The sequence below is a fragment of the Arthrobacter sp. UYCu712 genome (assembly GCF_040547005.1).
Lineage (GTDB): Bacteria > Actinomycetota > Actinomycetes > Actinomycetales > Micrococcaceae > Arthrobacter.
This window is the reverse complement of sequence record NZ_JBEPOZ010000022.1, coordinates 50,443-68,720: the sequence shown is the minus strand read 5'-3', so window position 1 is coordinate 68,720 and position 18,278 is coordinate 50,443. Positions and strand designations below refer to the sequence as shown.

The window sequence follows — 18,278 nt, the reverse complement described above, 5'->3', positions numbered from 1 at the left end:
TACCTCCCGGACGAGGCAGAGCGCCCCGAGACGGTCCTGAGGTTCCGGGACGTTGCCAAGGACCAGGATTCAGCGGTTCTCAGCACGACCATTGCAGGGTTGAAGGAGCTGCACACGAACGTTGGCGGGTTCATCTCTAACGGACAACCTGACGCCGCGGGATCAGTTACCCAGGCCCTCGACCTTCGGCAGGGCCAGTTCCTCGCTGCGCGGGAGTTCTTCGACGTTGACGTCTTTGAACGTGATGACGCGGACGCTTTTGACGAATCTGGCGGAACGGTAGACGTCCCACACCCAGGCGTCCTGCAGCGTCAGATCGAAGTAGACCTCACCGTCTGCGCTGCGGGCCTGCAGGTCCACGTGGTTGGCCAAATAGAAACGCCGCTCGGTCTCGACCACATAGCTGAACAGCCCAACAACGTCCCGGTATTCGCGGTAGAGCTGGAGCTCCATGTCAGTTTCATAGTTTTCAAGGTCCTCGGCACTCATGGTTCCATCTTGCACCATCCTGCACCCGGCACGCGCCACGGCGGCCTGCCACAGGCCGGCCCAGCCCTCAGACCAGTCCCCCGACCGGTCCGCCGGGGCGGGCTACAGCAGCTGCCAGCTGACCCGGTGGTACGGCGTGGGACCGGCGGCGCGGAGGGCGTTCTTGTGCGCTGCGGTGCCGTAGCCCTTGTTCACGTCCCAGCCGAAGGCCGGATATTCCGTGTGCAGCTCCCGCATCCGCCCGTCGCGTTCCACCTTCGCCAGGATGGACGCCGCGGCGACGCTCAGGCACTGCATATCGGCCTTCACCAGGGTGTGCACCGGCGCGTCGCAGCCGGGCTCCGCCGGGCCGTCGTCAAAAAGCGAGGGCTGGGTATCCGGTGAGAGCCAGTTGTGGCTGCCGTCCAGCAGCACCACGTCCGGGGTCACTCCTGCGGCCAGCACGGCCAGCCAGGCCCGGTTCCCCGCGAGCCGGAGCGCGCCGATAATTCCCAGCTGGTCGATCTCCCCGGCCGTGGCATGACCCACGGCCGAGGCGACGCACCAGCCGCGCACCAGCGGCTCGAGCCGTTCCCGGTCCTCGACCTTGAGCAGCTTGCTGTCCCGGACATCGTCGAGCAGGGTCTGCTGTTCGAGGTCGATGACGGCGATCCCTACGCTGACCGGGCCGGCCAGGGCACCGCGGCCCACCTCGTCGATGCCGGCGAGGAGCCGGGCGCCTGAGCTGCGGAAACGCCGTTCGTAGTCGAGGGTGGGTGCTTCGGACATTATTTGCCAGACGGTGCGGGAACGTCGGCGAAGACGTCCGGGTAGTTGTCCAGGGTGGTGATCCGGTTCAGCGGCCAGGCGATGACGGCGGCCTTGCCCTCGATGTCGGCGACATCCACGAAGCCGCCGGTGCTGTCCATGTGGGCCCGGGAATCGGCGGAGTGGTTCCGGTTATCTCCCATGACCCAGACCTTGCCTTCGGGGACCACGACGTCGAACTCCCGCACCTGGGGCACATCGGCGGCGTTGACGTACTTCTCGGCCAGCGGCTGGCCGTTGACCATCAGCTGGCCGCCGGCGTCACAGCAGACCACGTGGTCGCCAGGCAGCCCCATGACGCGTTTGACGAGGTGCTGCTCGGAGTTATCCGGCAGGAGGCCGACGAACGTCAGCCCGTCCTGCACCCAGGTGAATGGCCCGTCAGCCTTCTCTTCCGCAGGGACCAGCCAGCCCTTGGTGTCCCTGAACACCACAACATCGCCGTGCTGGAGCGCAAAGGGTTCCGGGACGAGGAGGTTCACGAAGATGCGGTCGTTCACGTCGAGGGTGTTAACCATGGATTCGGACGGGATGTAGAAGGCCCGGAACAGGAAAGTCTTGATCAGGAAGGACAGCACAATGGCGACGACCACCACGGTGGCCACTTCCTTCAGCCACACGAAGAACGGGCTGGTGTTTTCCTTCGTCTTTGCCCGCCTGGCCCGCTTGGATGTGGGCCCGGCGTGGGCGGGCCCGGCAGCAGCCGGCGCGCGGTCCGGCGCAGGAGCGCCGCCGGCCTCCGGAGCGTCCGACGTCGGCCCGGCCGGAGCGTCCGCAGCCGGCTCCTGGACGTGCGGGAGAGCCGCCGACGGGTCCTGGACCTGCGGGAGGGCCGCCGTCCGGTTCCCGGGCGTCACCGAGACCTCACGGTCAGCCTGGAAATCAGGGCTGACCGGCTCGGCCGTGGTGGGGATCGCTGAGGAGCTAACGCGGGGCAGGTCCTGCCCCCGCGGCTCAGGAATCCGGGGTCCGGTCTCGGGCATCTACTGTCCGTTCATTGTGGTGTCGGCGGCCACGGCGGGCCGTTCTACTGCTGTAAATCTATCAAGCGGCCAGATGATCTGTACGGGCCGGCCGATCACGCGGTCCACGGGCACCATACCCCCGCCCGGGGCTCCCAGCAGGCTCCGGGAATCCGCCGACATGGAGCGGTGGTCCCCCATCAGCCACAGCCGTCCGGCGGGCACCGTCACGCTGAACGTCTGCTCGCTGGGGGCGTCGCCCGCATACAGATATGGTTCCGCAACTTCTTGGCCGTTGACTGTGAGCCGTCCGTGCGCATCGCAGCACACGACGTCGTCGCCCGGGAGGCCGATGACGCGTTTGACGTACGTGTCATCACTGCCGGCCAGGCCGAGCCAGTGCCCGGCGGCGGCAACGAACCCGAGCACCGGACCCTGGCTGCTGTTGAGCGGCGCGAAGGATCCGCGGCCGTCAAAGACGACGACGTCGCCGCGCCGCACCGGCTCGGCCCGGAAGTCGGTCCGGGACACCACGATTCTGTCCCCCTCGCGGAACAGCGGTTCCATCGAGGCGGAGGGAATGAAATACACGTCCAGCCACAGCGAACGGACTACTCCGCTGATGAGGACAGCGAGGGCCAGCGCCAGCAACGCAAAACGCCAGCCGAGTTTCCTGGGCTGGCGTTTTGTCTGATCCATGATCCGTATCCTGTCGCGCTGTTGCGGATGCTCCGGCGCCGCACTAGCTGACGCACGGATACGGTCCATGGACCCGCGGTGGAAGTCCGGAAGGACTTACTTCTTGGTCTGGAAGTCGCGCTTTTCCTTGATCTTCGCAGCCTTGCCGCGCAGATCGCGCATGTAGTACAGCTTCGCGCGGCGCACGTCACCCTTGGAGACGAGCTCGATCTTGTCGATGATCGGGGAGTGCACCGGGAAGGTACGCTCCACACCGACGCCGAAGGAGACCTTGCGGATGGTGAAGGTTTCGCGGAGACCGTCGCCGTGGCGGCCCAGGACGAAGCCCTGGAATACCTGGACACGGGAGTTCTTGCCTTCGATGATGTTCACGTGAACCTTGAGGGTGTCACCCGCGCGGAACGTCGGAACATCGGTGCGCAGCGAGGCTGCATCTACGGAATCGAGGATATGCATTGATCCACTCCTGGTGAACGCCACAGGTCATTCACGTTGGGTCACGGCGGCCAAGCCCGGGCGCAAGCATGCGGTCCGGAAATTCCCGCCGAAAATTTTCAGTCCGGCTCCGTCAGGAATTGACAGGACCGGGGTGCCAGGCTGTTGATAGCGATCCCCACTGTGGCAGGTTCGTACCCAGCAGGCACAAGGACTAATTTTGCCATACGCGGGGCGTTCGAGCCAATCCCCCAGCCCCGCCTGCCGGCCTGCGGCTAGTTCTGCCCGACATCGGCGTCGGGGCGGCGCCGGAGGCGGCCCTCGACGACGTCGTAGCCGAGGTCCGAGAAGGCCGTGCGGTCCGCGCGCGGCAGCTTGCCGGCGTCGAACTCCGCGAGGAGGTCCGGGCGGCGTTCGGCGGTGCGCCGGTACTGCTCGTGCCGGCGCCACTGGGCGATTTTGCCGTGGTTGCCGCTCAGCAGCACTGCGGGCACGTCACGGTCCCGCCAGCTGGAGGGTTTGGTGTACACCGGGTATTCCAGCAGACCGTCCGAATGGGATTCCTCGACCAGGGATTCGGGGTTGCCGACGACGCCGGGCAGCAGCCGTCCGATCGCCTCCACCATGGCGAGGACCGCCACTTCGCCGCCGTTGAGGACGTAGTCGCCCAGGCTCATGGGCCGGACGGTGAAGTGATCGGCCGCCCATTCGAGCACGCGCTCGTCGATGCCTTCATAGCGTCCGCAGGCGAACACCAGCTGGCCTTCCTCCGCCAGCTCATGGGCGGCGGCCTGGGTGAAGCGCTCCCCCGCGGGGGACGGCACGATAAGCACGGGCTTGGCAGCCGTTTCCGGTGCCGCCGCTTCCGGTGCCTCGGTGTCAGTGCCGGCGGCTTCGCCGCTGGTTTCGGGCCGGGCCGCAGCCACGGCTGCCAGTGCCCGGGCCCAGGGCTCGGGCTTCATGACCATGCCGGCGCCGCCGCCGTACGGGGTGTCATCCACGGAGCGGTGACGGTCCGTGGTGAAGTCGCGCAGGTCATGGACGTTGAGCTGCAGCAGCCCGTCCTGGCGCGCCTTCCCGATCAGTGAGAGCTCCAGGGGTGCCAGGTACTCCGGGAAGATGCTGACGACGTCGATTCTCATTTAGGCGTTGTCTCCGGTGGCGGCGTCGTCTGCGGCCGCGTCATCCGCGGACTTGGCGGAATCGCCGGACTTCGCGGAATCGCCGGCGCCATCGGCGTTGACCTCGAAAAGTCCCGGCGGCGGGGTCACGAGCACAAAGCCTTCGCCGACGTTGACCTCGGGGACGATCTGCTCCACGAAGGGAATCAGGACTTCCGTGCCGTCGGCCGCTGTGACCACCAGCAGGTCCTGGACCGGGAGGGTGTTCAGTCCGGAGACCTTGCCGACCACTTTGTCCCCGACCCGGACGTCCAGGCCGACGAGTTCGTGCTCGTACCAGCCCTCGTCGTCGTCATCGTCGTCGAGCTCTTCGGTCTCGACGAACAGCTTCGCGCCGCGGAGGGTTTCCGCTTCGTTGCGGGTCTCGATCCCCTCGAACGCGAGCAGCAGGATGTCCTTGTTCCAGCGGGCGCTCTCCACGGTGAGCGGACCCGCCGAGGCCGGCTCCACCACGAACTGTGTCCCGGGCACGAAGCGGTCGCCCGGAGCGTCGGTGAGCACCTGGACGGTCACCTCGCCGCGGATGCCGTGGGGCTTGCCGATTCGTGCCACCTGAAGCTGCATCTGTTCCTCTGTTCCGGTTCTGGGGTTGCTGGTGAAAGTTGTTGGGCAAAACAGTCCGGCCCCTCCACCATTATCTGGTGAAGGGGCCGGACTCAAGAAAAGAACTGCTGGAAGCGTTACCGGCGGCGGTCGGTGTCGACGACGTCGACCCTGACCGGCTCGCCGTCCGCCAGCGCTGCAACGACGGTGCGCAAAGCACGTGCCGTGCGGCCCTGGCGGCCGATCACCCGTCCGAGGTCGTCCTGATGAACGCGCACTTCGAGGGTGTCCCCGCGGCGGTTGTTCTTCGCACTGACCTTGACATCCTCAGGGCTGTCAACGATCCCGCGGACGAGGTGTTCGAGCGCTTCTGCCAGCAATTTACTCAGCCTCGGTGGTCTCTGCTGCTGCGTCGGCGGCGTCGTCCTTCTTAGCCTTCTTGGTGATGGCTTCCGGGATGATCACGGAACCCTTTTCCGGGGTAACGAAGGCAGCCTTGGGAGCCTTGGTCTTCAAGGTGCCCTCCTGGCCGGGGAGATTCTTGAACTTCTGCCAGTCACCGGTGATCTTGAGGATCGCGGCAACCTGCTCGGACGGCTGTGCGCCGACGCCGAGCCAGTACTGGGCACGGTCCGTGTCGACCTCGATGTACGAGGGCTCTTCGGTCGGGTGGTACTTGCCGATCTCTTCGATGGCACGGCCGTCACGCTTGGAGCGTGCGTCCATGACGACGATGCGGTAGTACGGTGCGCGCATCTTGCCAAAGCGCTTAAGGCGAATCTTTACGGCCACTTTTGTGGTCACTCCTGTTTCTGAAACGGGGTCGAGCCCGGCGTTCTGCACCCGTGGGGCGGGCCGTACTAGGGGGTTCTAAAAGGACAAGATCCGGACGCGGAGAGAGGGGCCACGCAGATCGAGTACCTGTTCATTGTGCCAGATCAACGCCGGGATTTCGACTTGACACCCGCCCCCTGTTCAAACGGAGCGCAAATCAGATTGCCATGCGCCTGCAACCGCCGTGCAGTGCGGCCCCGGAGTCCGGTGTCAGCGGGTCCAGACGTACAGTCCGGACCGGGCGGCGGGATCGACGCCGGCAGCCAGCTCCGCGAGCTGGCGGACGTAGCGGACGGCCTGCTCCGCACCGAAGGGCATGTCCTCTTCCGCGGCCCAGCTGTGGGCCACATCCTCGAGGACGTCACCCTCGCCTTCGGTCTCGTAGCTGAGCAGGTCCGCGAGTGACCTGACCATGGCGGGCGGGACGCCGAGCAGGGAGTCGCTGGACACGTCCACCATGGCGAGTTCGTAGTCGGCGCCGGCGGAGTGCACTGCCGTCCCGGCCAGGTCGCCGAGGCGCTCGACTTCGAAGTCGCTGATGTCCGCAATCCGGAGCGCCCCGGGCGCCGCGGCACCCCCATCCTCGAGCGCAGCCGCGCGCTTGAGGGCTCCATCGTGGCTGGAGACAAAGATTTCGGTGAATCCCATGAGTGATCCTTATTAGCTCGGCGCTCATTGCGCGGCGGAAAGTCAAGTTTCAGACTAGCCCAGCGCGGCGGCGCTTCCGCTCCGGAAACCGGCGTGCAGCCGGCGTGCCGTCAGCGGACCGCCACGCGGATCCGGTTAAGCCACGGGTCCTCGAAGCGCAGTTCGGCTCCGGTGTGGTGCGACTGGACTCCTGCGGCCTTGAGGCGGTCGGCGAGGGCTCCGACGTCGTCGCCCGCCGGCACTTCGATCAGCACCTCGCCCAGGCCCAGGGTGTCCCGGCGGGGGCCCGCGCCACGGCTGTTCCAGACGTTCATGGCCATGTGGTGGTGGTAGCCGCCGGCGGCGACGAACAGCGCCTGGCCGTGCCAGCCCGCCGTCTTCTCGAAGCCGAGGGTCCCGACATAGAAGTCATGCGCGGACTGCACGTCGCCCACCTGGAGGTGGACGTGTCCGACGCCGGCCTCCGCCTCGCGCTGCCCGGCAACGGACTCCTCGCTGAGGTGCTGCTCGAGGTAGCGCTGGGGCGGCAGGGCCAGGCTGTCCATCACCACGTTGTTGCCTTGCCAGGACCAGGCGTCACGCGGACGGTCCCAGTACAGCTCGATGCCGTTGCCTTCCGGGTCGGTGAAATAGAACGCCTCGCTCACTAGGTGGTCGGCGCTGCCCGCGAAGGACTGCGGCTCGTACTGGGCGGCGCTGGCCACGGTGGCGGCGAGGGACGGCTGGTCGTCGAACAGCAGGGCGGTGTGGAAGAGTCCAGCCTCGCCGCGGGCGGGGATGCTGAGCCCGGGCGCCGGAGCCAGGTGGACCAGCGGCTTCTGCCGGCGGCCCAGGTAGAGCCCGCCGTCCTGCTCGGCGACGACGTCGAGGCCGAGGGCGCGCTGGTAGTAGTCGGTCATGAGCTTCATGTCGCCGACCTTGAGCATCACGGTGCCCATGGTGAGTTCGGCGGGAAGGAGATCCTGGGTGCTGGCTTCTGCGGTCATGTCATCGCTCCGGTGCTTCGGCGGCCACCGTTCTTCGATGACCCTTCATGAAGATAAATTACTTGAAGCTTCAATTTATTCCTAATGGGTGGATGGTTCGCGCCGGACCGGCTGCCCGCGCAGCACGATGTGTTTGAGTTGCCGCAGCGTGGCGGGATGGCTCCGCGGATCCTCCGCCGTGACGAGGACATCGGCGCTGGCCCCTTCGCCGATGGATTCCGCGCCCAGCCAGCGCCGCGCGGCCCAGGCTCCGGCGTCGAGGGCAGCCCGGGCCGGGAGGCCCGCTGCGTGCAGGGCGTTGATCTCGTCGACGATCCGGCCGTGCCTGATCACGCTGCCGGCATCGGTGCCCGCATAGATGGCCACCCCGGCCTCGAAGGCTTCGAGGATCCGCTCGGCGCGGCGTTCCCAGAGCGCGCGCATGTGCGCGGCATAGCGGGGGAACCTGGCGTCCGCCTGCGCCGCGATGTCCGGAAAGGTGGCGATGTTGATCAGGGTGGGGACGATCGGCACGCCCTGCTCCGCGAAACGCGGCAGGTGCCGCGGCAGCAGGCCCGTGCCGTGTTCGATGCAGTCGATCCCGGCGTCGAGCATGTCGTCGAGGGTGTCTTCGGCGAAGCAGTGCGCCGTCACCCGGGCGCCTTCATCGTGGGCGGCCCGTACGGCGTCCGCGAGCACCCGAGCCGGGAAGCTGGGGGCGAGGTCGCCGGCGTCGCGGTCGATCCAGTCCCCCACGAGCTTGACCCAGCCGTCGCCGGCGCGGGCCTGTTTGCGTACGGCCTCCACCAGGTCCTCCGGCTCCACCTCGACGGCGAAGCCGCGCAGGTAACGCCGGGTCCGGGCGATGTGCCGGCCTGCGCGGATGATGCGGGGCAGGTCGGCGCGCTGCTGGAGCCAGCGGGTGTCATGCACGGCGCCGGCGTCCCGCACAAGCAGGGTGCCGGCGTCGCGGTCCGTCAGGGCCTGCGCCTCGGCCACGGCGTCCGGGACATCCCCGCCGGGGCCCAGCCCGATGTGGCAGTGCGCGTCCACCAGCCCGGGAATGACCCACCCGTCCAGCACCAGGTCCGGTCCGCCGGCCGGACGGTCGAAGGTCAACAGGCCGTCCACCGACCAGAGCCCGTGGCGCTCCTGGTCCGCCGCGGTCAGGATGGGACCGCTGAACTCGATAATGCTGCTCATGGCCTAAAGCCTAATCCGCGTGACGATCCGCCGAATTCCTCGAAACCGCAGCTCGCGTAAAGAACGGAACGTCAGCGATCGTGCAGAGGGTCATCGATTCGTAGCCATCCCACGCGGGGCAGAGTCCGGATGCACTAGCAGCAAGAGCGGCTCAACCGGCAGCGCCGGGAGGTCTTCCGGCGTCGCCGTCCTGATGCAGGGCACAGCCCTGGGCAGAGTCACCATGCCACGCTCACACCGCGGCCGGGCAGCCCGCCGTCACGCGGCCTCCTTCCGGACGGCCTGTGGTAGCTTCGTCTACGACCACACGGGTGCCCCAGCAGGGGCTGAGATCGGGCTGACGCAGCCTGCGACCGTTGAACCTGTCCGGGTAATGCCGGCGAAGGAAGTGAGTATTCCGTGAATACGCAATTGACACAGCACAGCCCTGTCCACAATCAGGCAGTCCAGGACCTGCCCGTCCAAGTCCAGGCCGCTGCAACTACACAATCGCTGGCGTCCCATTCGTTGGCGTTCACTACGGATGACGAACACGGCCTCCGTGTCCCGGTGACCGAAATCGAGCTGGCGGATTCGCCCGGCGGCACCCGCAACGCCCCGTTCCGGGTGTACCGCACGGCGGGCCCCGGGAGCGATCCGGTCCGGGGGCTGGAGCCGTTCCGCGCGCCCTGGATCGAGGCCAGGGCGGACACCGAAGCCTACGCCGGCAGGGAACGCGAGCTGCTCGACGACGGCAAGTCCGCGGTCCGCCGGGGTGCGGCGTCGGCCGAGTGGAGGGGCGGCCGCCCCGTGCCGCGCCGCGGCGCCGACGGCCGGACGGTGACGCAAATGCGCTACGCCCGGGACGGGGTGATCACCCAGGAGATGAGGTTCGTGGCGCTGCGCGAGAACTGCGACGTCGCGCTGGTCCGCTCCGAACTGGCGGCTGGGCGCGCCATCATTCCCAACAACGTCAACCACCCCGAATCGGAGCCGATGATCATCGGCAAGGCGTTCCTGGTGAAAATCAACGCCAACATCGGCAACTCGGCCGTGACCAGCTCCATCGCGGAGGAAGTCGACAAACTCCAGTGGGCCACTCAGTGGGGCGCGGACACCGTCATGGACCTCTCCACCGGGGACGACATCCACACCACCCGGGAGTGGCTCATCCGCAACTCCCCCGTGCCCATCGGGACCGTACCGATCTACCAGGCGCTGGAGAAGGTCAACGGCGAGGCCAACGCCCTCACGTGGGAGATCTTTCGGGACACCGTGATCGAACAGTGCGAGCAGGGCGTGGACTACATGACCATCCACGCCGGGGTGCTGCTGCGCTACGTGCCCCTGACGGCCAACCGGGTCACCGGCATCGTGTCCCGCGGCGGCGCGATCATGGCCGGCTGGTGCCTGGCGCACCACCAGGAGAACTTCCTCTACACGCACTTCGATGAGCTGTGCGAGATCTTCGCCCGCTACGACGTCGCCTTCTCGCTCGGTGACGGGCTGCGGCCCGGCGCGACGGCGGATGCCAACGACGCGGCGCAGTTCGCCGAGCTGGACACCCTGGCCGAGCTCACGCAGCGGGCCTGGGAGTTCGATGTGCAGGTCATGGTGGAGGGCCCGGGGCACGTGCCGTTCCACCTCGTCCGGGAAAACGTGGAGCGCCAGCAGGAACTCTGTAAGGGCGCCCCGTTCTACACGCTGGGGCCGCTGGTCACCGATATTGCACCGGGCTATGACCACATCACCTCGGCGATCGGCGCCACGGAGATTGCGCGCTACGGAACCGCGATGCTCTGCTACGTCACGCCCAAGGAACACCTCGGACTGCCCAACAAGGACGATGTGAAGACCGGCGTGATCACCTACAAGATCGCCGCCCATGCCGCCGACCTCGCCAAGGGCCACCCCGGTGCGCATGAACGCGACGACGCCCTGTCCAAGGCCCGCTTTGAATTCCGCTGGCGGGACCAGTTCGCGCTGTCGCTGGACCCGGTGACGGCGGAGGCCTTCCACGATGAGACGCTGCCGGCCGAGCCGGCCAAGACGGCGCACTTCTGCTCGATGTGCGGGCCCAAGTTCTGTTCCATGCGGATCAGCCAGGACATCCGGGACGAGTACGGCTCCGCGGACTCGCAGGCCGCACTTGCCGCGCTGGCGGCCGGAATGCGGGAAAAGAGCAATGAGTTCCTCGCCTCGGGCGGCAAGGTCTACCTGCCGGAGCCTTCCGTGGGCGTACCCGCAGCCGGCTAGGAGGCGTGGGCGTGCTGGTGCCGGCCGACGTCGGCGATGAAGGCTCGGATAACCTGGTCGCCCTCTGCTGAATCCTGGGGCCGGTGCCCGCCCGCGGCAATGCGGTGCAGGGCGCCGGTCTCGCGGAGGTAGCCGGCGATTTCCTCGTAGAGCGGCTCCCAGCCGCCGGTCAGGACCAGGGTGGGAACTCCCGGGACAATGTGCAGCGGGGCTTCCCACGGCGGTGCTTGCAGCCGGAGCCGCCGGGCCGCCCGGAGGCCCTCCGGGGTGATGTCCCCGGTTGCCTCGGCCGAGAACACCCGGCGCACGAATTCCCGCTCGAAATCCTCATTGCTGAGGTGGTGCCGGACGTCGAACAGGGGCTGCATAAGCGCCCGGTGCGCCGCCGTCGCCGGAAGTTCCGCCGTGAGCGAGAGGCAGGCCGGCTCCACCAGGGTCAGGGAATGTACGAGGTCGGGGCGCTCGACGGCGGCCATCATCGCCGCGATGGCGCCCTGCGAATGCGCCACGACGTGACCGCCCGAGGCGCCGCGGCCGTCGTCGGCCAGGGCCCCCAGCACGATCGCAGCGTCCGCGGAGAAATCCGATTCGAGCGGTTCGGCGACGGCGTCAAAGCCGTGGCGGCGCAGGAACAAGGCGTCGTAGTCCAACGCCATTCCATGCTGTTTCGGCCACGCCGCGGCGCCAAAGCTGCCGGCCCCGTGGACGAAAACTACGCGCTGCTTGAACATGATCCAACCCTATTGCACCGGTCTGACCTTGCGCCCCGGCGACATAGCGGTCCCGGCACGGGGATTGCCGGATCTGCTACTTGCTGCCGCCGAGGAACTTGTCGAAGCCCTTGGGCAGGTTCAGCTGGGAGGGATCGAAGTCTTCCCCCTGCTGGCCGAACGATGCGCCGGTGGGCAGCGCCTTCGGTCCCGCGGCACGCCGGGCCTCGGCGTCCTTGAGTTCCTGTGCGGCCTTGGCCGGGTTTCCGGAGCGGGCCTTCTTCTTGGGCGCGCTCTTGGCACCCTTGCGGGCACCTCCGCCGCCGCCCATGCCCGGCATTCCGGGCATTCCCGGCATGCCGCCGCCGGCCGCCATCTTCTTCATCATCTTCTGTGCTTGGGCGAAACGCTCCAGCAGGCCGTTGACCTCGGAGACGTGGACACCGGAACCACGGGCGATGCGGGCGCGGCGGGAGCCGTTGATGATCTTCGGCGCCACGCGTTCGTGTGGCGTCATGGACCGGACAATCGCCTCGACGCGGTCGATTTCACGTTCATCGAACTGCTCCAGCTGCTGCCGGATGTTCTGCGCTCCAGGCATCATCATGAGCATTTTCTTCATGGAGCCCATGTTGCGGATCTGCTGCATCTGGGCGAGGAAGTCGTCCAGGGTGAAGTCTTCCTGGTCGGCGAACTTCTTCGCCATCCGGGCGGCCTCGTCCTTGTCCCAGGACTTCTCGGCCTGCTCGATCAGGGTGAGCACGTCACCGAGGTCGAGGATGCGCGAGGCCATCCGGTCCGGGTGGAAGAGCTCGAAGTCGCTGAGGCCTTCACCGGTGGACGCGAACATCACGGGCTTGCCGGTGACCGAGGCGACGGAGAGCGCGGCACCGCCGCGGGCGTCGCCGTCGAGCTTGGAGAGCACAATGCCGGTGAAGTTGACGCCTTCATCGAAGGCGAGGGCCGTGTTGACGGCGTCCTGGCCGATCATGGAGTCGATCACGAACAGGACTTCGTTCGGGACGATCGCCTGCCGGATCTGGCGGGCCTGTTCCATCATTTCGGCGTCGACGCCGGTGCGGCCGGCGGTGTCAACGATCACGACGTCGTGCAGCGTGCGGCGGGCTTCCTCGACGCCGGAGCGGGCGACGGAGACCGGGTCTCCTGCGGGGTGCTCGAGCTCGGTGGAGGTGGCACCGGGGTGCGGGGCGAAGACGGGTACGCCGGCACGCTGGCCGACGATCTGAAGCTGGGTGACCGCGTTGGGGCGCTGCAGGTCGCAGGCGACCAGCATGGGGCTGTGACCCTGGGCCTTGAGGTACCTGGCGAGCTTGCCGGCGAGGGTGGTCTTGCCGGCACCCTGGAGGCCGGCCAGCATGATGATGGTCGGCCCGGTCTTGGCGAGGCGGATCCGGCGGGTTTCGCCGCCGAGGATCTCGACGAGTTCCTCGTTGACGATCTTCACGATCTGCTGGCCCGGGTTCAGCGCGGCAGAGACCTCGGCGCCGAGGGCGCGCTCGCGCACGCGTCCGGTGAATTCGCGGACCACGGGCACGGCAACGTCGGCGTCCAGGAGGGCGCGCCGGATCTCGCGGACCGTGGCGTCAACGTCCGCCTCGGTCAGGCGGCCTTTGCCACGTAGGTTCTTGAAGGTTGCTGTCAACCGGTCAGAGAGTGAATTGAACACGCGCCGTGCACTTCTTTCAGTGGATCTACAGATGGCGGCCGGTCCGGCACGCCAGCGTCGCGACTGAAGTTCGCCTGAACGAACCGCCTCGACAACGGGACTCGACTATCTAGGGTACCAAGACCCGCCCTCAAGATGGCATGCTGACTTAGATGACCAGCCAAACGACTGTGAAAACACTGCTCATCCTCGGCGCCTCGGGCGACCTGACCGGAAGGCTGCTGCTGCCGGGGCTGGCCCGGCTCGTGGCCCGCGGCCGGGCCGGGGGCCTGACGCTCGTGGGCGCCGGCTCCAATCCGTGGACGCAGGAGCAGTGGCTGGAACGCGTCGACGCGAGCTTCGCCGACGCCGGGTCCCAGGCCGATGCCAACGGCAAGAGGGAACTGAAGCGGATCCGGGGTACAACCAGCTACATCCAGCTTGACGTGACGGCGGACGGTGAGCTGGCCGGGCAGCTGGCACAGCTGGAGGGACCCGTGGCGGTGTATTTCGCGCTCCCTCCGCAGATCAGCCAGAAAGCCTGCGAGGCCCTCACCCCGGAGCAGGTCCCGCCCGGAACCCGGCTGGTGATGGAAAAGCCGTTCGGTTCCGACCAGGAGTCCGCGCGGCACCTCAACAAGACCCTGGCCAGTCTCGTCCCGGAGGACCATATCCACCGGGTGGACCATTTCCTGGGCAAGGCGACGGTGCTCAACGTCCTGGGCCTGCGGTTCGCGAACACCTTCCTTGAACCCGTCTGGAACCGGGAGCACATCGAAAAGGTGGAGATCGTCTTCGATGAGGACCTTGCCTTGGAGGGACGCGCGCGTTACTACGACGGCGCCGGCGCCCTCCGCGACATGATCCAGAGCCACCTGCTCCAGGTCATGGCCCTGATGGCGATGGAGCCCCCGGCCTCCATCGATGAGCGGGATCTCCGCGACGGCGTGGCGACCGTACTGCGCGCCAGCAGCATCAAGGCGCCTTACGCGAAGAACACCCGCCGCGCCCGGTACACAGCAGGGTCCATCAACGGACGCAAGGTCCCGGACTATGCCAAGGAAGAGGGCGTGGACGCGGCCCGGGGCACCGAGACACTCGCCGAGGTCAAGGTGGAGATCGACAACTGGCGCTGGCGGGGCGTCCCCTTCATCCTGCGCTCCGGAAAGGCGATGGGAACCAAGCGCAAGGAAGCCGTGATCACGTTCCGGCCCGTGCCGCACCTGCCCAAGGGGTTCACCGGGGTGGACTCCCCCAACCAGCTCAGGATCGGATTCGGCCCGGACACACTGCAGCTCGACGTCGATGTGAACGGGCCGGGTGACTTCCTCAGCCTGGACCGGGCCACGCTCCTGGCCGAGCTGAATGCCTCGGAGGTCCTGCCGTACGGCGAAGTCCTGGAAGGTGTCCTGACCGGCGATCCCCTGCTGTCCGTGCGGGGCGACACCGCAGAGGACTGCTGGCGGATCGTCGACCCGGCGCTCAAGTCGTGGGAGCGAAACTCGGTGCCGCTGGAGGAGTACGCCGCCGGCAGTTCCGGCCCGGACAGCCCGCTGGCCTGACCGCCGTCGTCCGCTGGACCTTGCGCAGCAAAAAAGCGGGCCGGTTACCTGTCCAGGTAACTGGCCCGCCTTTTTTGTTGCTTGGGTCTAACACGCTGCCTAGATGGCGGCCGATCCGCGTTCGCCGGTGCGGACCCGCACCGCTTCGAACACATCCATCGTCCAGACCTTGCCGTCGCCGGCCCGGCCGGTGTTCGAGCTGGCGATGATGACATCCAGGATGTCATCCGCCTGTTCGTCGGTGGCCAGGACCTCTACCCGGATCTTGGGCAGCAGGTCCACGTTGTATTCGGCTCCGCGGTACACCTCGGTGTAACCGCGCTGCCGGCCGTAGCCGCTGGCCGCGCTGACCGTGAGGCCCTGCACACCGTAGGCCTCAAGGCCTTCCCGGATTGCATCGAGCTTTTCCGGCCGGACGATTGCTGTGATCAGTTTCATGCCCCCACACTTTCCTTGCCTGCTGCTGTCTTTTTGCCGTTGGAGGACGGGACGGCTTCCCCGGCGGCCGGGGCGGCGTCCTCGCCCTGGGGCTTGCCGGTGATCAGTTCATGCAGCGGCTGGAAGCTTCCGCCGTGGCCGCCCACACCGAACTCGTAGGCCGTCTCTGCGTGCAGGCTGAGGTCCACGCCCACCACTTCCTGCTCCTGGGAAACCCGGAAGCCCATCGTCTTGTGGATGGCCAGGGCGATCACGGCGGTCAGGATCGCCGAGTAGGCGATCGCGATGCCGGCTACTGCGAGCTGTGCCCACAGCTGGGTGAAGCCGCCGCCGTAGAAGAGGCCGCCACCGACGCCCTCGACCGGGAGGGCGATGAAGCCCAGCGCGACGGTGCCGATGATGCCGGAGACCAGGTGGACGCCGACGACGTCGAGCGAGTCGTCAAAGCCCCAGCGGAACTTGAGGCCGACGGCGAGCGCGGAGGCCACACCGGCCACGACGCCGAGGCACAGTGCACCGACCGGGCTGACGTTTGCGCAGGCCGGGGTGATTGCGACGAGACCGGCAACCACGCCGGAAGCTGCACCGAGCGACGTCGGGTGTCCGTCACGGATGCGCTCCGTGACGAGCCAGCCGAGCATGGCCGCGGCGGGGGCTGCGAGGGTGTTGACCCAGATCAGGCCGCCCTGCTCCGCCGTGGTGGCTGCGCCGCCGTTGAAGCCGAACCAGCCGAACCAGAGGATTGCCGCGCCGAGCATCACGAACGGGATGTTGTGCGGGCGGTGGTTGGGGTCCTTGCCGAAGCCCTTGCGGTTGCCGATGATCAGGACGAGGATCAGCGCGGCAACACCGGCGTTGATGTGTACGACCGTGCCGCCGGCGAAGTCAATCGCGGGGCCCAGGGCCTTACCGATGGTGCCTTCCGGGCCGAACAGCCCGCCGCCCCAGACCATGTAGGCCAGCGGGCAGTAAACCAGCGTGACCCAGACCGGTACGAAGACCGTCCACGCGCCGAACTTGGCGCGGTCTGCGATCGCGCCGCTGATCAGTGCCACGGTGATGATTGCGAAGGTGGCTGCGTAGCCGACCTTGATGAGTCCGTCAGGGGTGGTGATGCCCTCCAGCCCGAAGGTGGCGAACGGGTTCCCGACAATCTCCAGGAAGCCTTCTCCGGAGCTCATAGAGGCGCCCCAGAGCACCCAGACCACACCGACCATGCCGATGGAGATGAAGCTCATCATCATCATGTTCAGTGCAGCCTTGGCGCGCGTCATGCCGCCGTAGAAAAATGCGAGTCCTGGTGTCATGAACAGCACGAGTGCCGCCGCCACCATCAGCCATACGTGACCTGCGGTAAGTTCCATGGTGCACGTCCTCCCTTGCTTAGATGCGATCTAAGGTTTGTCCTTGCGGATTGCTCCGCCTGCCCCAACGCGTTTTGCGTTCTAAGAAGAGTTTTGCCGGGCCGTGTTTCACCGGCAGAGGATTTAGATTGCCGGGTTGTTACAAGAACCTCCCGGAAGTAAATGGTGCGTCTCCGGCTTGTTACGGTTATGTTTCACACCTTCAATTCCGCCTCCCGCGGTCCCCCGATCGAGGACGACAGCACCATGAGTAAGACTCCCCGCCCCGCCGGCGGCCCGGAACCGGGTTTCACCGGCCAGGCCGACGGACGCCCCCCGGGCCGCGCCCGGCTCCCACGGGACATCAAGGTGATGTTGGTTGCCGCCTTCCTGATCGCCCTCGGCTTCGGCCTGGTGGCGCCGGTCCTTCCGCAGTTCGCCACCACGTTCGACGTCGGCGCGACGGCCGCCGCCGTGATCGTGAGCATCTTCGCGTTCATGCGGCTCGTGTTCGCCCCGGCCGGCGGGGCACTGATCGTGCGGCTGGGCGAACGGCCGGTGTACGTGGCCGGACTGCTCATCGTGGCGGCGTCCACCGCGGCCTGCGCCTTCGCCCAGGACTACTGGCAGCTGCTGGTGTTCCGTGGCCTCGGCGGCGCGGGTTCGGTGATGTTCACGGTGGCATCGATGGCCCTGGTGATCCGGCTGGCACCGCCGGAAAGCCGCGGCCGCGTCTCCGGCGCCTACGCCTCTGCCTTCCTGATCGGCAACGTCTGCGGCCCGATTGTGGGCGGCCTGCTCGCCAGCTTCGGGCTCCGGGTCCCGTTCCTGGCGTACGCGGCTGCCCTGGTCCTGGCGGCCCTCGTGGTGCAGACCCAGCTCAGCCACGTCCCGGCCGCGTCGCGCCCCGAAGGTGGCGCGGCCCCGGCCATGGAGCTCCGCGAGGCGCTGCGGGACGGCGCCTACCGCGCAGCCCTGCTCTCCAGCTTCGCGAACGGCTGGGCCACCTTCGGGGTGCGGATGGCCACTGTGCCGCTCTTCGCCGTCGCGGCGCTCGGCGCGGGTCCGGAGTCGGCCGGCTGGGCGCTGGCCGTGTTCGCGGCCGGAAACGCCGCGGCCCTGACGTTTTCCGGCCGGCTCGCCGACACCCTCGGCCGGAAGCCCCTGATGGTGGCGGGCCTGCTGGTCACCGGCACCGCCACGGCCGCCATCGGCTTCACCGGGCACCTGCCCTGGTTCCTCGTGGCGTCCGCCGTCGCCGGCATTGGCTCCGGCCTGCTCGGCCCCGCCCAGCAGGCGGCCATCGCCGACGTGATCGGCAACGAACGTTCGGGCGGCCGCGTCCTCGCCGTGTTCCAGATGACCGCGGACAGCGGGGCCATCATCGGTCCCGTGTTCGCCGGTGTGCTGGCGGACCGCCTGGGCTACGGCTGGGCGTTCGGCGTCACCGGCGGCATCCTGATCGTCGCGGCCGCCGGGTGGCTGCTGGCCCGGGAGACCTTCCGGGGGCAGTCTGCGGCGAAGGCCTGAGGCCGGGGGCGGCGCCGCGGTCCACGGG

19 protein-coding genes and 1 riboswitch are annotated in these 18,278 nt (G+C 67.6%); of the genes, 3 read left to right on the top strand and 16 right to left on the bottom strand.

Going from position 1 to position 18,278, the window contains the following annotated elements; translation table 11 throughout:
• Positions 1 to 162 precede the first annotated feature (162 nt).
• The 12 genes from ABIB51_RS18180 to ABIB51_RS18125 form a co-directional block, all read right to left on the bottom strand.
• A complete protein-coding gene (locus ABIB51_RS18180) occupies positions 163 to 489 on the bottom strand; it encodes a DUF2469 domain-containing protein (RefSeq protein ID WP_056426737.1) in 327 nt (108 codons plus the stop codon).
• A gap of 102 nt (positions 490 to 591) precedes the next feature.
• On the bottom strand, positions 592 to 1,257 hold the full coding sequence (gene rnhB, locus ABIB51_RS18175) for a ribonuclease HII (RefSeq protein WP_354190524.1): 666 nt from the start codon (positions 1,255 to 1,257) through the stop codon (positions 592 to 594).
• Positions 1,257 to 2,279: a signal peptidase I gene (lepB, locus tag ABIB51_RS18170; RefSeq protein ID WP_354190522.1), complete on the bottom strand. Its 1,023-nt coding sequence runs from the start codon at positions 2,277 to 2,279 to the stop codon at positions 1,257 to 1,259. The genes rnhB and lepB (ABIB51_RS18170) overlap by 1 nt, the downstream gene beginning before the upstream one ends.
• The gene (lepB, locus tag ABIB51_RS18165; protein ID WP_354190520.1) at positions 2,280 to 2,957 is read right to left on the bottom strand and encodes a signal peptidase I; all 678 of its coding nucleotides are present in this window, start codon (positions 2,955 to 2,957) and stop codon (positions 2,280 to 2,282) included. It lies immediately after the preceding gene.
• Positions 2,958 to 3,053: 96 nt separating this feature from the next.
• On the bottom strand, positions 3,054 to 3,413 hold the full coding sequence (rplS, locus tag ABIB51_RS18160; RefSeq protein ID WP_354190518.1) for a 50S ribosomal protein L19: 360 nt from the start codon (positions 3,411 to 3,413) through the stop codon (positions 3,054 to 3,056).
• A gap of 254 nt (positions 3,414 to 3,667) precedes the next feature.
• Positions 3,668 to 4,534, bottom strand: coding sequence for a tRNA (guanosine(37)-N1)-methyltransferase TrmD (trmD, locus tag ABIB51_RS18155; protein ID WP_354190516.1), 867 nt, complete (start codon positions 4,532 to 4,534; stop codon positions 3,668 to 3,670).
• A complete protein-coding gene (gene rimM, locus ABIB51_RS18150) occupies positions 4,535 to 5,137 on the bottom strand; it encodes a ribosome maturation factor RimM (RefSeq protein WP_354190514.1) in 603 nt (200 codons plus the stop codon).
• A gap of 116 nt (positions 5,138 to 5,253) precedes the next feature.
• Entirely contained in the window at positions 5,254 to 5,496 is a 243-nt protein-coding gene (locus ABIB51_RS18145; RefSeq protein ID WP_056426755.1) for an RNA-binding protein, read from the bottom strand.
• Between the two features lies 1 nt (position 5,497).
• Positions 5,498 to 5,908: a 30S ribosomal protein S16 gene (gene rpsP, locus ABIB51_RS18140; protein WP_354190512.1), complete on the bottom strand. Its 411-nt coding sequence runs from the start codon at positions 5,906 to 5,908 to the stop codon at positions 5,498 to 5,500.
• Between the two features lie 252 nt (positions 5,909 to 6,160).
• On the bottom strand, positions 6,161 to 6,598 hold the full coding sequence (locus tag ABIB51_RS18135) for a hypothetical protein (protein WP_354190510.1): 438 nt from the start codon (positions 6,596 to 6,598) through the stop codon (positions 6,161 to 6,163).
• Between the two features lie 110 nt (positions 6,599 to 6,708).
• Positions 6,709 to 7,584, bottom strand: coding sequence for a VOC family protein (locus ABIB51_RS18130; protein ID WP_354190508.1), 876 nt, complete (start codon positions 7,582 to 7,584; stop codon positions 6,709 to 6,711).
• 81 nt (positions 7,585 to 7,665) lie between these two features.
• Positions 7,666 to 8,766, bottom strand: coding sequence for an amidohydrolase family protein (locus tag ABIB51_RS18125; protein ID WP_354190506.1), 1,101 nt, complete (start codon positions 8,764 to 8,766; stop codon positions 7,666 to 7,668).
• Between the two features lie 297 nt (positions 8,767 to 9,063).
• Positions 9,064 to 9,171, top strand: a riboswitch (TPP riboswitch).
• Here ABIB51_RS18125 and thiC point away from each other — a divergent pair.
• Positions 9,166 to 11,001: a phosphomethylpyrimidine synthase ThiC gene (gene thiC, locus ABIB51_RS18120; RefSeq protein WP_354190504.1), complete on the top strand. Its 1,836-nt coding sequence runs from the start codon at positions 9,166 to 9,168 to the stop codon at positions 10,999 to 11,001. Its footprint overlaps the riboswitch before it by 6 nt.
• Here thiC and ABIB51_RS18115 read toward each other — a convergent pair.
• Together ABIB51_RS18115 and ffh are read right to left on the bottom strand one after the other, a co-directional pair.
• A complete protein-coding gene (locus ABIB51_RS18115) occupies positions 10,998 to 11,732 on the bottom strand; it encodes an alpha/beta fold hydrolase (RefSeq protein ID WP_354190502.1) in 735 nt (244 codons plus the stop codon). The genes thiC and ABIB51_RS18115 overlap by 4 nt on opposite strands.
• 76 nt (positions 11,733 to 11,808) lie before the next feature.
• Entirely contained in the window at positions 11,809 to 13,398 is a 1,590-nt protein-coding gene (ffh, locus tag ABIB51_RS18110; RefSeq protein ID WP_354190500.1) for a signal recognition particle protein, read from the bottom strand.
• A 152-nt stretch (positions 13,399 to 13,550) separates the two neighbouring features.
• On the opposite strand from ffh, the gene ABIB51_RS18105 reads away from it, so the two are divergent.
• The gene (locus ABIB51_RS18105) at positions 13,551 to 14,939 is read left to right on the top strand and encodes a glucose-6-phosphate dehydrogenase (RefSeq protein WP_354190498.1); all 1,389 of its coding nucleotides are present in this window, start codon (positions 13,551 to 13,553) and stop codon (positions 14,937 to 14,939) included.
• Positions 14,940 to 15,038: 99 nt separating this feature from the next.
• Here ABIB51_RS18105 and ABIB51_RS18100 read toward each other — a convergent pair whose 3' ends face one another.
• Both ABIB51_RS18100 and ABIB51_RS18095 read right to left on the bottom strand, forming a co-directional pair.
• A complete protein-coding gene (locus ABIB51_RS18100; RefSeq protein ID WP_264354265.1) occupies positions 15,039 to 15,377 on the bottom strand; it encodes a P-II family nitrogen regulator in 339 nt (112 codons plus the stop codon).
• A complete protein-coding gene (locus ABIB51_RS18095; protein ID WP_354190496.1) occupies positions 15,374 to 16,741 on the bottom strand; it encodes an ammonium transporter in 1,368 nt (455 codons plus the stop codon). The genes ABIB51_RS18100 and ABIB51_RS18095 overlap by 4 nt, the downstream gene beginning before the upstream one ends.
• 246 nt (positions 16,742 to 16,987) lie before the next feature.
• Here ABIB51_RS18095 and ABIB51_RS18090 point away from each other — a divergent pair, with 246 nt between their 5' ends.
• The gene (locus ABIB51_RS18090) at positions 16,988 to 18,250 is read left to right on the top strand and encodes an MFS transporter (RefSeq protein ID WP_354190494.1); all 1,263 of its coding nucleotides are present in this window, start codon (positions 16,988 to 16,990) and stop codon (positions 18,248 to 18,250) included.
• Positions 18,251 to 18,278: the final 28 nt, after the last annotated feature.